The following is a 15258-nucleotide window of genomic DNA, read 5'->3' as shown; positions in this document are numbered from 1 at the left end:
GTCAAAACTAGCTTCTTATCAATAAACATCAATAGCGAAGAGGTAATTAAAACCCAAAATGGTGCAATAGCACCAGTTAATGCACCAACAATATGCACCGGTCAATTTAATCTCCTAGTTCGCTTGCACTTGGGGCACGTACGCTTTGGTTCCCCATAAGGGCACGGTAGACAAACTGTGTTTGAAACTACCAGAGGTCTCTTTGGTAGAATACGACACATACATCAAGGTTTGATTTTTAGGATCATAAATACGGCGAATTTTCATTGTCTTAAAAAATACACTCTTTGATTTTTTAAACACAATTTCACCAGATTTACTCTTATCAATTTGCGCGATCATTTGTGCTGTAATCTCGCCAGTCTGTCGACACGCAATTGAACTATCAGAAGGATCCGAAAAACTGAGATCAGCTTCAATACTGGCAACATGACAAGTTACCCCTGTAACAATAGGATCAACGAGTGTATTCAACTTAATATCTTTGGTGGTAAATGCGCCTAAGGAGATATCGCCCACTTCGTTTTTGTCACAGGCGGTTAACAATATAAAAACCGCACAAATTATAGATTTTTTCATTTATTTTCTCTTTTTTAAGATCTAGATTGAACTTTTTGCCGCTAAATAGCGACTATATAGTATGGCAGCGTAGTGACCTGCCATATTCCCTGGACCGCTTACTTAGGTGAGCGGTATCTTTAATCCTCAATTTAGTACATAAAAAAGCCAATCTAGCTGACTTTATTCAACAAAATACTGTATATTCCGCCCTCGTTTTAGCACAAATACAGGATCCTCGATATGAAATTCGCCAATTTAGGTTTAGCCAAAGAACTCCAACAAGCTATCGAGGTTTGTGGATATGCAGACTTAACACCGGTTCAAGAGCAAGCAATAGTACCAGCTCGACGTGGTAAAGACCTATTAGTTAACGCCCAAACGGGTACCGGTAAAACGGCGGCTTTTGCTCTACCTATTCTACAAAAGTTGCTAGATACCCCACAAGCAACAGTGAGCGGAAGCCCTAGAGCATTGATCCTCACTCCGACCAGAGAGTTAGCGGAGCAATTAGCTAATACAATTAGCGCTTATGCGCAATTTACCAACCTAACGGTTACGGCTTTATTTGGTGGCGTAAAAATGGGGGGCCAGTCGGCCAAATTAAAAAGTGGCGTAGATATCGTTATTTCTACGCCTGGACGTTTATTAGAACATATGACCTTAAGTAACATAAATTTAGCTAAGGTTGAATTTGTCGTGCTAGATGAAGCTGACCGTATGTTAGACATGGGCTTTATTGCAGATGTACAAAATATCTTACAGCATGCCACGAAACAACATCAAACATTGTTGTTTTCAGCCACATCGTCTCCGGCGCTAAATGAACTTTCTCATAAAGTATTACGTAATCATGCAGTTATTCGAGTCACTAAAATCAATACCACCGCGGAAACAGTGTCTCATGTTATGTATCCTGTGGAAGAAGCCCGTAAGATAGACCTGTTCAAAACACTGTTAAAAGAACAAAATTGGTATCAAGTGTTGGTTTTTACCAGCACCAAACAACAAGCCGATATGCTAATGGCAGCCTTAAAAAAGAGTAAAATGAATGCTGCTGTGTGTCATGGAGATAAAAGCCAAGGCGCGCGAAGACGTGCCATAGCCGACTTTAAATCAGGCGAATTGCAAATACTTATTTCTACCGACGTAGCTGCCAGAGGGTTAGACATTCAAGGGTTGGATTACGTTGTAAACTTCAACTTGCCTTATTTACCAGAAGATTATGTGCATCGTATAGGCCGCACAGGTCGCGCTAAAAAAGAAGGCTATGCCATTTCGTTTGTCAGCCGAGAAGAAGAAAATACAGTAGCTAAAATTGAACGTTTAATTAACGGCAAAATACAGCGTATCGTTAAACCTGGCTTTGAAGTCAGCAATCGTGTCAGCCTGTTAAAAAGTGTAGCAAGAAACGCCAGAAATGGACGTAGCAATAAAGCAACCGCCACTAAAATAAATCTACACAAAACTAGCAAAAAGTCCAAGTAGTCGCACATCCCATTAGTCCATCATCCCCTTGAAAATGGATAAAAGAGCTTATACAGTTCTCGACTGATAAGCTCTATGATACAAACCTAAAATGCGCTCAATAAGCTACCTATTACTGGTTGCTTTTCATTTTAAAAGGTTATTTAGATAAAAACATATTAAGTTATTGAATTATATTGATATTGCTTAGCTTAAGCTCGTGTTTGGCTGAAACAATACTTCTTATCCAGAACTCTGGTTAAGTAAAATCCAGTTACGCCGCACAAGTCTTTACTACGACAAGCAGCACACACTGGTTCTAAGTTGGTTTGGCCAGCCTGTTAAGCTTGCTCACTATGACTTAATTGATTAATTTCACCGTTTAATGGATTAGCCAATGCGCTTGAATCTATATAGAGTAAACACACTAGTAAAAAGCCACTTTTTCACACAAGAAAAAACCTTTTACAAGCGAATTCCAACGGTAGTAACACAGGGTATACTCAAGAGAGCGTAATCAAAGGTAAAGAGTATGAAAATAATTGGATTAATCGGCGGGATGAGCTGGGAGTCGACAGCCACTTATTACCAACTTATCAACCAACAAATCAAGCAACAGTTAGGGGCTTTCACTCGGCCAAAATAATCATGGTGACTGTCGATTTTGCTGAAATAGAACAACTCCAAAGAGCGGGCGATTGGCCGAAGATGGCAAATATATTGAGCCAAGCAGCTAAATCACTACAAGTAGCAGGCGCCGATTTCTTTTTAATTTGTACTAACACTATGCATAAAGTTGCCGAGCTAGTGGAACGCGCCGTTGATATTCCCTTGTTACACATAGCGGATGCCACCGGCCAAGCATTAGTTGGCGAAAACATTACCAAAGTAGGTTTACTAGGTACTAAGTTCACTATGCAGCAGACGTTTTATAAAGATAAATTAGTCGATAATTTTGAGCTGCAAGTGATAACTCCCTATGCTGCTGACCATGGACATCATTCACCACATCATCTTTCAAGAATTATGTTTAGGTAAAGTCTCCCCTGAATCCCGACAGCAATATTTAGATATCATCCAAAGCTTAACCGTTATAGGTGCTGAGGGTATTATTTTAGGCTGCACTGAGATTGGTACCTTAATCAACAGTACACACACAAATACACCATTATTTGACACCACAGCGCTGCATGCGGCGGCGGCGGTTAATTGGTCATTAAATAAATAATAAAATTAATTTTTATTAAAAACATAGAGTTATAATTTATTTTGACATTATTTCAAATAAATATATTGAAAAATTTCAGGTCATCTACATATCTTTATGGTCGACGCCGAAAGGGTTGATACAAAAACACAGGATGTGGTTTTGCTACATGTTGTAGTCTACTAATAGATTAAACATGTTATCCCAATAATGGGGAGTGACATGGATAGCTTAACTCAAACTGCCGCCGAATTGTCGGGGCAACTTTACATTTATATTGCTTAATATATGAGGATATTCAAAATGCGTAACATCGATCTATCTCCACTTTACCGTTCTTTCATTGGTTTTGATCACTTAGCTTCAATGATCGACACGGCTTCAAGAAATGAAAAACAATCTTCTTACCCTCCATACAACATAGAGTTACTTGCCGAAGATAAATATCGGATCACTATGGCTGTTGCAGGCTTTTCAAAAGAAGAAGTAGACATTCAAGTTGAAGAAAATACGCTAGTTGTGATTGGCACCAAGCCTGGCAAAGATGAAGAACGTAAGTTTTTACATAAAGGCATTTCAGAACGAAACTTCGAACGTAAGTTTCAATTGGGCGACCACGTTAAAGTATTATCTGCTGACTTAGAAAATGGCTTATTGCACGTAGACTTAGAACGGGTTGTCCCTGAGTCTAAGAAACCACGAAAAATAGAGATTGGTAGTAAACTTATCGAAAACAATGAATAAGTTTTTGCTTAACGTATAACCTCCTTTTTGGTTTCTAGCAACGGCGCTTGTTTTTATTAAAACGAGCGCCGTTTTTTGTGGGAATTAAGCCACATGCACGACTATTTCTTTATTTTAGCACCTTGAATATGTGCTTTTAACTTCTCGCTGAGTGTATATTTAACCTGAACCCTGATAAGCCGAACCTCTCGATAACGCTCTTTTTGTGTCTAGCAGCGTTGGATTGTTTAGCAATAACGCGTTATGACGTACAATAATCCGTCTTGCGATACACGAAAAATTTCGTTACCGAGTAACATTTAGCTGAGGTTATTTAATTATTGGATTTGGTTTAATACAAAATCAGAATATTTAGCACCGCTAAGCACAACATTGCAGCGAACGTAGCTACCATGCCCACTATACGTTGCCAGCTTATTCCAGTATGCCGACGCAAACCAAATGCATGAATAAACCGCCCAAATAACAAAGCCGAACCAGAACAATGCAATAGGATCGAATGACTGCCATTCACTTCTGCAACAAATAATAAAATTAATATAATAGGTGTATACTCACCAAAATTACCATGAGCCCTAATCACTTGCTCAAAGTGTTTATCCCCACCATCCCCTAAGGCAATTTTTTTGACCGTCTGCCACTAATGACCAAAATCGATAAGTACAAAAACAAAATAGCAAGTAAGCCCGCATAAAAAGCGGTAATGGGTGTGTGCATCTCGTTGTCCTCTATACAAAATAAAAAACCCACAAAGTTGTGGGTTTTTTAAAAGTTTTAACCAACTAGGTTATTAACCTAACAGCTTAGCCAATTTAGCACTGACACTTTCTACTGGTTGCGTACCATCCAATTTATGATAAGCACAATCACCAGCATTAGCAGCAGCGTTATAATAATCAACAAGCGGTTTAGTCTGTTCGTGGTAAATACCTAAACGTTTACGTACCGTTTCTTCTTGATCGTCTGGACGAATCGATAACGCTTCGCCAGTGACATCATCTTTACCTTCCACTTTTGGTGGGTTGTATTGTAAATGATAAACACGCCCCGAACCTGAATGCACACGACGGCCACTCATTCGTTCAACTATAATTTCATCAGCCACATCAATTTCGACAACATGATCAACGGTAATGTCTGCTTCTTTCATCGCATCGGCTTGAGGGATCGTACGAGGAAATCCATCTAACAAAAATCCGTTAGCGCAACCTGCTTGCGCAACACGTTCTTTTACTAAACCAATAATAAGCTCATCTGATACAAGCTTACCTTCATCCATCACTCGCTTAGCGGCTATACCTAAATCCGTACCTGCTTTTATTGCAGCTCTTAGCATATCTCCGGTAGAAATTTGTGGAATACCATATTTCCCCATTAAAAATTGGGCTTGGGTACCCTTCCCCGCACCATAGAGTCTCCTAAAAGGATAATACGCATGCTGAGTCCTCTGAAAAATTAAAATAAAAAAGTAATGCGGCAACTTTACACATTCGACTTTAAGGTTACAAGATTATTACACCTAAGTTTACCAGTAAAATAGGTAATAAGTGCTTATTTTAGCTCACTTAAACAAAAACGGGCATTTAAGCCCGTTTTTAATACTTCAACATGAAGGTTTTATGCTCTATTTAGCCAAGTTCATTAGTAGCTTGTTCAAATTCTGCACAAAACTTGCAGGGTCTTTTAAACTGCCTTGCTCCGATAACGCTGCTTGATCAAACAACACTTCTGTCCATTGAGCGAACTGCTCTTCGTCTTGTACATCAGCAAGTAATTTAACGAGTTGATGTTCAGGGTTTAGCTCGAAGTGATATTGAGTTTCAGGTACAGGTTGACCTGCAGCCTGCATTAACTTAGCCATCTGCGTTGTCATGCCTTGTTCGTCAGCCACAATACAAGCTGGGGAGTCAGTTAATCTGTGAGTGAATTTCACGTCTTTAACTTTGCTACCTAAGGCTGTTTTCACACGCTCAACTAAGCCGGCGACTTCTTTTTCAGCTTCTTCTTGGGCCTTTTTACTTTCTTCGTCGTCTAAGTCACCCATATCCAAAGCGCCGTGAGTGATAGATTGGAAAGATTTCTCGTCGAACTCGGTTAAATGAGACATTAACCACTCATCAACGCGGTCAGACATCAACAACACTTCGATACCTTCTCTTACGGAATATCTCAAGGTGTGGGCTAGATTTAGCCGCTTGATAGCTGTCAGCTGTAATGTAATAAATCTTCTCTTGTTTTTCCTGCATACGGCTAACGTAGTCAGCAAGAGAAACGGTCTGCGCTTCAGAGTCGTTGTGAGTTGACGCAAAACGCATCAATCCAGCTATTTTCTCTTTATTAGCAAAATCTTCAGCTGGGCCCTCTTTTAAAGCATTACCGAATTCAGACCAAAATGCTTGATACTTTTCAGCGTCATTTTTAGCGGTTTTTTCAAGCATTTGCAGGACACGTTTAGTGCAACCTTGACGCATTGCTTGGGTTATTTTGTTGTCTTGTAAAATTTCACGAGACACATTCAAAGGCAAGTCGTTTGAATCTAATAAACCTTTTACGAAACGTAAGTAACTAGGCAACATTTGCTCAGCGTCGTCCATGATAAATACACGTTGTACGTATAATTTAAGACCATGCTTTTGCTCACGGTTCCACATGTCGAATGGCGCTTTGCTTGGGATATATAACAAGCTAGTATATTCGGTTTTACCTTCAACTTTATTGTGTGACCAAACCATAGGGTCACTGAAGTCATGAGAAATATGCTTGTAAAACTCAGTATATTCTTCATCACTTACATCAGACTTATCCCGTGTCCAAAGTGCTGTTGCTTTGTTAACCGCTTCCCAGTGCGCTGGAACCGCAGGAATTTTTTCTCCCTCTTCCCCATCAGGACCTTTAGGGCCTTCTCGCTCAGGCTCTTCTTCCTTGAACATTTTGACCGGAATACTGATGTGATCTGAATATTTACTCACAATCGAACGTAATTTCCAATCATCTAAAAATTCTTTTTCTTCTTCTTTCAAATGTAAAGTGATTTCAGTACCACGATCCGCTTTTTCGATATCAGTAATGGTAAATTCACCTTCACCAGCTGACTGCCACTGTACGCCATTGGCCTTGTCATCGCCGGCAGCACGGGTACGTACTGTCACGTTATCCGCCACGATGAAGGCTGAATAGAAACCTACACCAAATTGACCAATTAGTTGTGAATCCTTAGCTTCATCGCCTGACAACTTACCGAAAAATTCTTTGGTACCAGATTTAGCAATTGTGCCCAAATGTTCAATCACGTCTGCTTTGTTCATACCAATGCCGTTATCAGCAATAGTAATAGTGCCAGCTTCTTTGTCTATGCTAAGTTTGACGTGCAAATCGCCGTCACCTTCATACAAGCTGTCGTTTGACAACGCTCTAAATCGTAACTTATCTGCAGCATCAGCCGCATTTGAGACAAGTTCACGAAGGAATATTTCTTTATTTGAGTAAAGTGAATGGATCATCAACTGCAGTAATTGTTTTACTTCAGTTTGAAAGCCATGAGTTTCTTGTTGAGCTGCTTCAGCCATAACCAAGTATCTCCTAAATTGTGGTTACTAAAACGATGGAGTTAGTAATAAGGTCGTATGATGGCTTTTCAAGGAGAATAATGCGTTTAACTAAAAAATCTGTAGAAACACTGAAAGGATAAGTTTTAGGCCGATAACCTGTCGATTAATCGAAGCTACGTCGGCCAACAAAAGCATGAGTGAGAGTATTGCCATCAATAAACTCCAATTCGCCTCCCACTGGGACCCCGTGTGCAATACGGCTGGCTTTTATATCTGACGCCTTACACATTTGCGCAATGTAATGAGCCGTTGCTTCACCTTCCACAGTAGGATTAGTAGCTAAAATGACTTCTTCAATATTATTCTTTTCAAATATGTCTGATAGCTGCTCTAAACCAATATCTGCTGGACCAATGCCGTCAATAGGCGATAAATGACCCATTAACACAAAATATCGGCCTTTAAATTCTGCAGTTTGCTCTATGGCTAAAACATCTTGTGGTGACTCAACGACGCATAGAATAGGGCTTTCTTGGCGCTTTGGGTTGGCGCAAATTTCACATAGCTTGTTTTCACAAAACGTTCGACATTGATCACAATGTTTAACGTGCTCCATTGCATTATGCAAAACATGGCTTAACTGCAACGCCCCTGTACGATTGCGTTCTAATAAATGAAACGCCATACGCTGAGCACTTTTAGGACCCACACTCTGGTAACACTTTAAAGGCGTCGATCAACTCTTTTATTAAGGGGCTAAACTGCATAAATAACCTTAGAAAGGCATCTTCATGCCTGGTGGCATTTGCATTCCGCCCGTTACACTGGCCATTTTTTCTTGGGTAGTTTCTTGAATACGTCTGTTGGCATCGTTAATTGCCGCAGCAACAAGATCTTCAATCATGTCTTTATCGTCGTCCATTAAACTGTCATCAATTTCAACCCTGCGTACAGCATGGTTGCAGGTCATAGTAATTTTAACTAACCCTGCGCCAGACTCACCTGTTACTTCAATTTTAGTCAATTCTTCTTGGCTCTTTTGCATGCGCTCTTGCATTTGTTGCGCCTGCTTCATCATGTTGCCCATTCCGCCTTTAAACATATTATTTCTCTCTTTATCTATAAAAATTAGCAAGTTAATTTAACTCACCTAAATAATCTATCTTGCTTGCACACTGTCTTCATTCACATTTGCTGCAAACCTGTCTTTTAACAATGCGATACCGGGATCGTTTTTTATCACTTGATAAGCGTACTCTTGACGCACTTGATTAATTTTAATTTGTACCGCATAAGGAGTATTAATGGGTTGTCCCATAATAATTTCAAGCTGAATATTCGAATTAAATGCACTAGATAATGCTTGTTGCAGTACAGATTGCGCAGACGGTGAATGCAAATGTTCCTTGCCTGCTAATAAGGTCAAAGTCACGGTATCACCGTTACGTTCAAATGATGAATGCAAAGCCAATTGTTTGGTAAGCGCATTGACCTGCATTTCGTCAATCAAACGACTCCATTCGTCGAGTTGCGTGGATCGTGTCACTTTTTGTTTGTTGTCTAAAAATGCAGGGACATCCATTGTTACCGCCCCTACATTATCAATATCTAAATGTGCATTAGGATCAAAAACATCCGGATCACTCTCTTGTTCTGTAGCCTCCTCAGACTCTAGCTTGCTGCTTTCGACCGCTTCTAACGCCCAAGGGGGAATATGCTCGTTATGGGTATTGTCGGTTGATACAACAGGGGCTGGTTCAGGACTTGTTTGGCTTGTTCCCAGCGGATTAATTTTATTCGTTGGTTTTTGCTCCATGCCTGCTGAAGAAACGACTTCAGTCGATTTACCTGACTCAACCTTAATAGCCGCTTCGGTTGACTCAGCATTTTCCTCAGGCAAATCGTTTACATTAGGACGTTGTGCGTCAGATTGCAGTGCGCCTTTCTCTCGGATCGAGGCTAAGTTGGGTAACTCAGTAGGCTCAGACTTTTTTACTTGCTCTGCACTGTCCTCCTGTGCAGATTGGCTTTGTTTTAGTCTATTTCGTAAGGCAATTAAATCCTGTGTACTGCTGGCGACTGGCGCACTAGGACCTTGTTCCGTTTTTCTTTGTTGAATTGCGTCATCATTCGCAGAATACGACTCTTCCAACGTCACAGGCTGCAACTCATTGTAATCTGTTGTGTGATGTCCCATATCCCGTGCTTGCTCAAGAATCGCATCTTGCTGCTGAAATAAATCAGACTCTTGCTCTGTCGCTTGCTCAGATTCAGCGGCTTGTTGCGGTATTTCTACCTTAGTCAGGCCCTTGATGTGGTATTGACTCTGGTGCTGATTTTGGCTCTAGTTCAGGTTTAGTTTCAGCTAACACAGCGCGAGTATGCTCGGATTTGACTTCAACACTCGGTCTATCAATGCTCTGCGCTGGTGCCGATTGTTGAGAATCGCTTGCCTCAGGCTGACTTTCACGCGGTTTAGAGGTTTCGAATTGAGAGCCAGCAGCATGCCTTTCGTTTCAGGCGCCTTCTCGTTGATTTCTATAGAATCCAGTTGTACGTTGTCCGGGCAAAATGCCAGCATTCGCAACAGTGTCATTTCTAAACCGACTCGAGGATCGGCCGCATGGGGTAAATCTTTTTTACCCGTTAAAGCAATTTGATACAGCAATTGAATTTGTTCTACAGGAACGCTTTGCGCCAACTGGTAAATTGCTCGAGCAGAAATAGTTTCTAATTTACAGGCATCAGGTACAAACTGTGTTAACGCCACTTGGTGCAACAAACTCATCATTTCGGCTAAAATTTGCGAAAAATCTGGAGCCTGTCTAGCCATGATTTCAACTTGTGCCATGACCGCCGAACTATCTTTCTTCGCGACCTCATAGACAAGTTTAAGTACCTTGGTTTTTATCCATCAAGCCTAGCATGTCGGTGACAATTTTCAGTCCAACCACTCCATTACCTTGGGCTATCGCTTGGTCGGTTAAACTTAAAGCATCACGCATACTGCCTTGAGCTGCACGGGCTAGTTGGTTTAATGCTTCTTTCTCGCACTGAATCGACTCTTCACCAAGCACAAATTCTAATTGTTGGGCTATCTGTGCACGAGACAAAGCCTTTTAAATTAAATTGCAAACAGCGAGATAAAATAGTGACCGGCAGTTTTTGTGGATCTGTTGTCGCCAATAAGAATTTTACGTGCGGAGGCGGTTCTTCAAGCGTTTTCAATAGTGCATTAAAACTATGCTTTGACAACATGTGCACTTCATCAATTAAATAAACCTTATATCGACCCCGACTTGGTTTATATTGCACGTTATCGAGTAATTCACGCGTGTCTTCAACTTTTGTTCGAGATGCGGCATCGATTTCTAACAAATCAATGAAATTGCCATTTTCTATTTCTAGGCAAGTACTACATTTACCACAAGGTGTGGCACTTAAGCCTTGCTCACAGTTCAAGCTTTTTGAAAAGATCCGAGCAATGGTGGTTTTACCCACACCACGTGTACCGGTAAATAAATAAGCGTGGTGTAATCGATTGTTATCAAGCGCATTAGAAATAGCAGTCACAACATGTTCTTGGCCAACCAACTCGGCAAATCGATTCGGCCGCCATTTTCGTGCCAAGACTTGATAACTCATAATCGCCCAGTACTCACTTTAATTTTACCCATGGCGTCAACTACTCGCCTGCAAATTCACAAATAGAATAACTGGTGACACCAATATCGAGCAGCTTTTGTTCACCACCCAAATCAGGCAAAGAGATAACAAAACCTGCATGCTCAACAATTCCGCCTAAACGCCGAATCAAATTGGCCGTGGCAATCATAGTGCCACCTGTTGCCAATAAGTCGTCAAGCATCAGAACTTTTTCACCGGGTTTCACTGCATCCATATGAATTTCCAAGCAATCGGTACCGTATTCTAATTCGTAACTCTCACTGATCACTTCTCTTGGTAACTTCTTGGGCTTACGAACAGGAATAAAACCAATCCCCAGTTCAATAGCCAAAGGAGCACCAAACAAGAATCCTCTTGCTTCAGTACCAGCAATTTTGTCAAATCCCATCGGTGCATAGTGCTTTACCAATTCGGCGATGGTTGATGAATAAGCTTTATGATCTTCTAAAACAGAGGTGACATCACGAAACATGATGCCAGCTTTTGGGTAATCAGGAACAGTTCTAATGACTGATTTAATATATGCTGCGGGCACGTACTTCCCCGTAAATTAAAGGCTAAGTGGAATGTTTAAGCAGTGGTTTAAAGGTAGTAAACAAACCAACCAATAATTGGGTGCATCAATGGTAGCGCAACTAAAACAGCAACGGCTGCAAAAAAATAGTACCAGTTAAATGGGTCTTGATAATTTTCATCTTCTTGCATCAATATTCTCCAAAATTGTGAGGCATCGCCCCCAACATAAACAACTAAATTTAAGGCGCAGATGGTAATCCAAAGCTGACTAAATTGATAGTGCTAAAACTCAAATTCAAGCAACTGAATATTTCATTTAAGTCAGCATAGAAGATTATTCCAGTACCGAAATTGGCTCTGATATTTTTGGCTTTCCTTGGGTAATAGATATTTCAACACGTCTATTACGGCTACGATTTTGTGCACTGGTGCCTTCGTCGACTGGAGCGGTATCCGCTTTGCCGACTACTGACATTCTGCTTTCATCGAAGCCTTCAACTCTTCTTAACTCCTCAGCAACAGCAACCGCTCGCTGTGAAGATAAGTCCCAATTTGAACGATATAATTCATTCGATATTTGCTGACTATCACTATGACCTGACACTTCGATATCCCCTGGCATATCTGCTAATAACGCACCAATTTGACGTAATATAGGAATAAATTGCGGTTGCAAAAAGCAGACCCCGCAGAAAAAGAGCCATTTTCTCGGATCCGAATAATGATTTGTTGCCCCAATGATTCCACTTCTATGGCACCATCAACAATTTGCTTTTCTAGTTGTTCAGCGACCTTCTTAGTTTGCTCTGATATTTGTTGCTGACTAGCGCTTTTTGCAGAATTAACATTATCACTGCTGGTTGTTTGGTCGGTGGCAGTCTGTTGAGCTGCCCCTCCACGCTGTTCGCCCCTTTGTTTTTGACGACCGCCAGCCGAGTCTTCATTGCCAGCTTGAAATTCAAGCATTTCCTGCGTCATCTCAGTGGTTTGTTGTTGAATGGTTTCAATAGGCGTAGGTTCAGGACGGCCATGGACGAAACTCCATTGCAATAACACTGGTCCCCTTAGGAATATCTTTCACTTCAATTTTATTTTGCACGCCAAAGGCAAACTTCATCGAACCTGCAATTTGCTTAAATTTAAGTACATCCATTTCTGAAAAAGACAGCAAGAGTACAAAAAAGCACATCAACAGAGACATTAAATCGGCAAAGGTTCCCATCCAAGCAGGTAAGCCTTCGGGGGGACATTTGGGGCATTCGTCAGACATAGATTATTCCGCTTCTTCATCTGAGCCACGTTTGCTGGCCGCCAAATAATTTTTCAAAATCCCTTCAATAACACGTGGATTTTGCCCATCAGCAATACCCACAATGCCATCTAACACTAAATTCTGATTAAGCTTTTCTTCTTCGCAACGATTACCTAGCTTTATTGCTATTGGAATACACAGTAAGTTGGCTAGCATGGCCCCATACAAGGTCGTTAACAAAGCCACAGCCATTGCAGGTCCAATGGACTTGGGGTCATCCATGTTGGATAGCATCGCCACCAAGCCGACCAAAGTACCTATCATCCCCATTGCTGGACCCACATCCCCTAAATTTTTAAATATGGAGGCGCCAAACTCATGGCGCTCGGTGGTCATGGAAATGTCTTTACTTAATGTCGCTTTAACCACGTCGACATCATGCCCATCCACCAGCATATCCACCCCTTTTTGCATAAAAGGATTATCGATTTCTGCTTCTTCTAAGGCTAAAAACCCCCCTTTGCGAGCGGCGTCTGCCATCTCTACAATTTTTTCAATTAGCGCATCTGGTGAATCAATTTTAAACATGAAGGCTTTGCCTGCGATTTTACCCGCACCTAAAAATTGACCTAAGGTAAATTGAGACAACACCACAAACAAACTGCCGCAAAACACAATTAGTATTGAGGGTACATTGATAAACATACCAATATCGCCACCCTGAATCATGGCCATCACAACAAAGCCAATCGCTCCCAGAATACCAATAATACTTGCTAAATCCACACGGTGCTCCCAATCCTAACCAAACCACAATTGACAAAATTTACTTAAACGATTTTTACTTAGGTGAATGATATATGTACACAATATTTTAATAGCCATATTTAAAGGCTATTTATAAACGCATTTTATAAAATATGTATATGTGCCTAACACAAAGGTAAAAAATCTATTTAACACTCTTCTTCATCATATTATCGACTTTAACAAATATTTCTATAGCCTCATCTGACTCAATTACAATACATTTATTATTTGACCCTATTTTGACGCTCAGGTAAGGTGCCAGCCTATTGAACAAAAGCCTGTTACTAGGTAGCACAATTATGACCAGTCGTAAAAAAGCCGAATCACTCACTTTCGAACAATCAATGCAAGAATTGGAAGCGTTAGTTAATAATATGGAACATGGTGAATTACCGTTAGAAGAGGCATTGAAAAGCTTTGAACGTGGGATAACGTTAGCCAGACATAGCCAAAAACAATTGAAAGATGCAGAGCAAAAAGTGCAAATTTTAACCGAACAAAATGGCCATCAAACCATGGATACGTTTGACAGCAATAACGCATAAAATTAATGAACTTAGATACTTTTCAAATAACCACAAAACAAAGAGTGGATTCAGGCCTAAGCAAGGCAATTGAGTCACTGCCTAATCACGCCGATAAATTAAAACAAGCGATGCATTACGCATTGCTAATTGGCGGTAAAAGAATGCGACCATTTTTAGTCCATGCAACAGGCAACATGTTAGGCGTCGCATCCGCAGACTTAGACGGACCGGCGAATGCCATTGAAGCCATTCATGCGTATTCCTTAGTTCATGACGATTTACCCGCCATGGACGATGATGAATTACGTAGAGGACACCCTACCTGCCATATTAAATTTGACGAAGCTACGGCGATTTTAGCCGGAGATGCCCTGCAATCTTTGGCTTTCGATATTTTGTGTCACTATCCCCTTAGCCAAGACCATAAACGAATTGAGCTGATGCGCATACTTAGTCAAGCTGCAGGCTACAATGGCATGTGTGGTGGACAAGCAATGGACTTGGCCGCAACAGATAAAACGATTGGGCAGTCTCAATTGGAATCGCTGCACAATAAAAAAACGGGTGCATTATTAATAGCCTGTGTCGAAATGGCAATTAGCCTAGCCGAAGACGTCAGCCCAAAAAGCAAGCAGCACCTGCTTAATTACGCTCAAACCATTGGTTTAGCATTTCAGGTACAAGACGACATTTTAGATGTAACCGGAGACTCCCGCACATTAGGAAAACCGCAAGGTTCAGACCAAGCTCAAAATAAAAGTACGTACCCCGCTATGTTAGGATTAGAACAAGCGCAGACTTATCTTGACCAACTACATCAACAAGCACTACAAGCTTTGCGCGCTTTGCCTTACAATACCCAGCTGTTGGTGTCGTTTACCGACTTCGTTATTCATCGTACTTACTAAGTTAAGTACTCGAATAAAACACTGTTAATGAGTT

At 40.9% G+C, this 15258-nt stretch carries 9 protein-coding genes and 7 pseudogenes; 5 read left to right on the top strand and 11 right to left on the bottom strand.

All coding sequences use genetic code 11. From position 1 onward, the window contains the following. Positions 1–114: 114 nt before the first annotated feature. The gene (locus RS130_RS13770; RefSeq protein WP_316026413.1) at positions 115–579 is read right to left on the bottom strand and encodes a CreA family protein; all 465 of its coding nucleotides are present in this window, start codon (positions 577–579) and stop codon (positions 115–117) included. Between the two features lie 222 nt (positions 580–801). Between RS130_RS13770 and RS130_RS13765 the strand changes: the two genes are divergently transcribed. The 3 genes and pseudogenes from RS130_RS13765 to RS130_RS13755 all read left to right on the top strand — a co-directional run bounded on the left by RS130_RS13765 (position 802) and on the right by RS130_RS13755 (position 3976). Further along, a complete protein-coding gene (locus RS130_RS13765) occupies positions 802–2046 on the top strand; it encodes a DEAD/DEAH box helicase (protein ID WP_316026412.1) in 1245 nt (414 codons plus the stop codon). Positions 2047–2557: 511 nt separating this feature from the next. After that, positions 2558–3253: pseudogene (locus RS130_RS13760) on the top strand (aspartate/glutamate racemase family protein). Between the two features lie 282 nt (positions 3254–3535). Beyond that, positions 3536–3976, top strand: a complete 441-nt coding sequence (locus tag RS130_RS13755; RefSeq protein ID WP_316026411.1) for an Hsp20 family protein — start codon at positions 3536–3538, stop codon at positions 3974–3976. Between the two features lie 331 nt (positions 3977–4307). On the opposite strand, the pseudogene RS130_RS13750 reads toward RS130_RS13755, so the two are convergent. The 10 genes and pseudogenes from RS130_RS13750 to pomA all read right to left on the bottom strand — a co-directional run bounded on the left by RS130_RS13750 (position 4308) and on the right by pomA (position 13765). Continuing rightward, a pseudogene (locus RS130_RS13750) lies at positions 4308–4693 on the bottom strand (MAPEG family protein). Between the two features lie 73 nt (positions 4694–4766). Further along, positions 4767–5413, bottom strand: a pseudogene (adk, locus tag RS130_RS13745) (adenylate kinase). 187 nt (positions 5414–5600) lie between these two features. Beyond that, positions 5601–7542, bottom strand: a pseudogene (gene htpG, locus RS130_RS13740) (molecular chaperone HtpG). Positions 7543–7687: 145 nt separating this feature from the next. Then, positions 7688–8291, bottom strand: a pseudogene (gene recR, locus RS130_RS13735) (recombination mediator RecR). 8 nt (positions 8292–8299) lie between these two features. After that, a complete protein-coding gene (locus RS130_RS13730) occupies positions 8300–8626 on the bottom strand; it encodes a YbaB/EbfC family nucleoid-associated protein (protein ID WP_316026410.1) in 327 nt (108 codons plus the stop codon). A gap of 57 nt (positions 8627–8683) precedes the next feature. After that, a pseudogene (gene dnaX / locus RS130_RS23835) lies at positions 8684–11169 on the bottom strand (DNA polymerase III subunit gamma/tau). Between the two features lie 40 nt (positions 11170–11209). Beyond that, positions 11210–11746, bottom strand: a complete 537-nt coding sequence (gene apt / locus RS130_RS13715) for an adenine phosphoribosyltransferase (protein WP_316026408.1) — start codon at positions 11744–11746, stop codon at positions 11210–11212. A gap of 47 nt (positions 11747–11793) precedes the next feature. Continuing rightward, a complete protein-coding gene (locus RS130_RS13710) occupies positions 11794–11916 on the bottom strand; it encodes a hypothetical protein (protein WP_316026407.1) in 123 nt (40 codons plus the stop codon). Between the two features lie 145 nt (positions 11917–12061). Continuing rightward, positions 12062–12997 (bottom strand): annotated as a pseudogene (locus RS130_RS13705) (flagellar motor protein MotB). Between the two features lie 3 nt (positions 12998–13000). Next, the gene (pomA, locus tag RS130_RS13700) at positions 13001–13765 is read right to left on the bottom strand and encodes a flagellar motor protein PomA (RefSeq protein WP_316026406.1); all 765 of its coding nucleotides are present in this window, start codon (positions 13763–13765) and stop codon (positions 13001–13003) included. Positions 13766–14088: 323 nt separating this feature from the next. Between pomA and xseB the strand changes: the two genes are divergently transcribed. Both xseB and ispA read left to right on the top strand, forming a co-directional pair. Beyond that, entirely contained in the window at positions 14089–14334 is a 246-nt protein-coding gene (xseB, locus tag RS130_RS13695; protein ID WP_316026405.1) for an exodeoxyribonuclease VII small subunit, read from the top strand. A 5-nt stretch (positions 14335–14339) separates the two neighbouring features. After that, positions 14340–15224 (top strand): (2E,6E)-farnesyl diphosphate synthase, encoded by an 885-nt coding sequence (ispA, locus tag RS130_RS13690; protein ID WP_316026404.1) that lies wholly within the window; start codon positions 14340–14342, stop codon positions 15222–15224. Positions 15225–15258 lie beyond the last annotated feature (34 nt).

Source organism: Paraglaciecola aquimarina (assembly GCF_032464635.1).
GTDB classification, from domain to species: Bacteria; Pseudomonadota; Gammaproteobacteria; order Enterobacterales; family Alteromonadaceae; genus Paraglaciecola; species Paraglaciecola aquimarina.
The sequence above is the reverse complement of the archived record's forward strand: the minus strand, read 5'-3'. Positions and strand labels throughout refer to the sequence as shown.

What these genes read in the sequence shown, in the direction of transcription:
- RS130_RS13770 (WP_316026413.1), bottom strand. Translation starts at nt 579, where the DNA reads ATGAAAAAATCTATAATTTGTGCGGTTTTTATATTGTTAACCGCCTGT.
- RS130_RS13765 (WP_316026412.1), top strand. Translation starts at nt 802, where the DNA reads ATGAAATTCGCCAATTTAGGTTTAGCCAAAGAACTCCAACAAGCTATC.
- RS130_RS13755 (WP_316026411.1), top strand. Translation starts at nt 3,536, where the DNA reads ATGCGTAACATCGATCTATCTCCACTTTACCGTTCTTTCATTGGTTTT.
- RS130_RS13730 (WP_316026410.1), bottom strand. Translation starts at nt 8,626, where the DNA reads ATGTTTAAAGGCGGAATGGGCAACATGATGAAGCAGGCGCAACAAATG.
- RS130_RS13710 (WP_316026407.1), bottom strand. Translation starts at nt 11,916, where the DNA reads ATGCAAGAAGATGAAAATTATCAAGACCCATTTAACTGGTACTATTTT.
- xseB (WP_316026405.1), top strand. Translation starts at nt 14,089, where the DNA reads ATGACCAGTCGTAAAAAAGCCGAATCACTCACTTTCGAACAATCAATG.
- ispA (WP_316026404.1), top strand. Translation starts at nt 14,340, where the DNA reads ATGAACTTAGATACTTTTCAAATAACCACAAAACAAAGAGTGGATTCA.